We start from the raw sequence: 1,217 nt of genomic DNA, 5'->3' as shown, positions 1-1,217 counted from the left end.
GCTTCCCTGTTTCGCCAGCAAGCCTATGTCGACGGTGCCTGGATCGACGCCGACAGCGGCGCCACCGTCAGCGTGGACAACCCGGCCACCGGCGAGACCCTGGGCACCATTCCCAAGCTCGGCCGCGCCGAGACCAAGCGTGCCATCGACGCCGCCAACCGCGCCCTGCCGGCCTGGCGGGCCCTGACCGCCAAGGAGCGTTCGGCCAAGCTGCGGCGCTGGTACGAGCTGATGATCGAGAACCAGGACGACCTGGGCCGGCTGATGACCCTGGAGCAGGGCAAGCCGCTGGCCGAAGCCAAGGGCGAGATCGCCTATGCCGCTTCCTTCATCGAGTGGTTCGCCGAGGAAGCCAAGCGCATCTATGGCGACACCATCCCCGGCCACCAGGCCGACAAGCGCATCCTGGTGATCAAGCAGCCCATCGGCGTCACCGCCGCCATCACGCCGTGGAACTTCCCCACCGCGATGATCACCCGCAAGGCCGGTCCGGCCCTGGCCGCCGGCTGCACCATGGTGATCAAGCCCGCCAGCCAGACTCCCTATTCGGCGCTGGCCCTGGTCGAGCTGGCCGAGCGCGCCGGCATTCCCAAGGGCGTGCTGAGCGTGGTCACCGGCTCCGCCGCCGAGATCGGCGCCGAGCTGACCGAAAGCCCCATCGTGCGCAAGATCTCCTTTACCGGCTCTACCGAGATCGGTGCCAAGCTGATGGAGCAGAGCGCGCCCACCATCAAGAAGCTGTCGCTGGAGCTGGGCGGCAACGCGCCCTTCATCGTCTTCGACGACGCCGACCTGGACAAGGCCGTGGAAGGCGCCATCGCCTCCAAGTACCGCAACGCCGGCCAGACCTGCGTCTGCGTCAACCGTCTCTATATCCAGGACGGCGTGTACGACGCCTTCGCCGAGAAGTTCAAGGCCGCCGTGGCCAAGCTCAAGGTCGGCAACGGCCTGGAGGAAGGCGTGACCATCGGCCCGCTGATCGATGCCAAGGCCGCGGCCAAGGTCAAGGAGCACATCGACGACGCCGTGAGCCAGGGCGCCAAGGTCATCGCCGGGGGCAAGGCCCACGCCAACGGTGGCAGCTACTTCGAGCCGACCATCCTCGCCGACGTGCCCAAGAGCGCCAAGGTGTCCAAGGAAGAGACCTTCGGCCCGCTGGCGCCGCTGTTCCGCTTCAAGGACGAGGCCGAGGTCATCGAGCTGGCCAACGACACCGA

1 protein-coding gene is annotated in these 1,217 nt (G+C 67.5%); it reads left to right on the top strand.

Annotated elements, in window-relative coordinates; all coding sequences use genetic code 11:
- The coding region (locus CFE42_RS00005; protein WP_296155086.1) for a succinate-semialdehyde dehydrogenase at window positions 1-1,217 on the top strand (1,217 nt) is incomplete at both ends.

The organism is Ralstonia sp. PBBBR1 (assembly GCF_002256165.1).
In the GTDB taxonomy this organism is placed as follows: domain Bacteria; phylum Pseudomonadota; class Gammaproteobacteria; order Burkholderiales; family Burkholderiaceae; genus Ralstonia; species Ralstonia thomasii.
The sequence above is the reverse complement of the archived record's forward strand: the minus strand, read 5'-3'. Positions and strand labels throughout refer to the sequence as shown.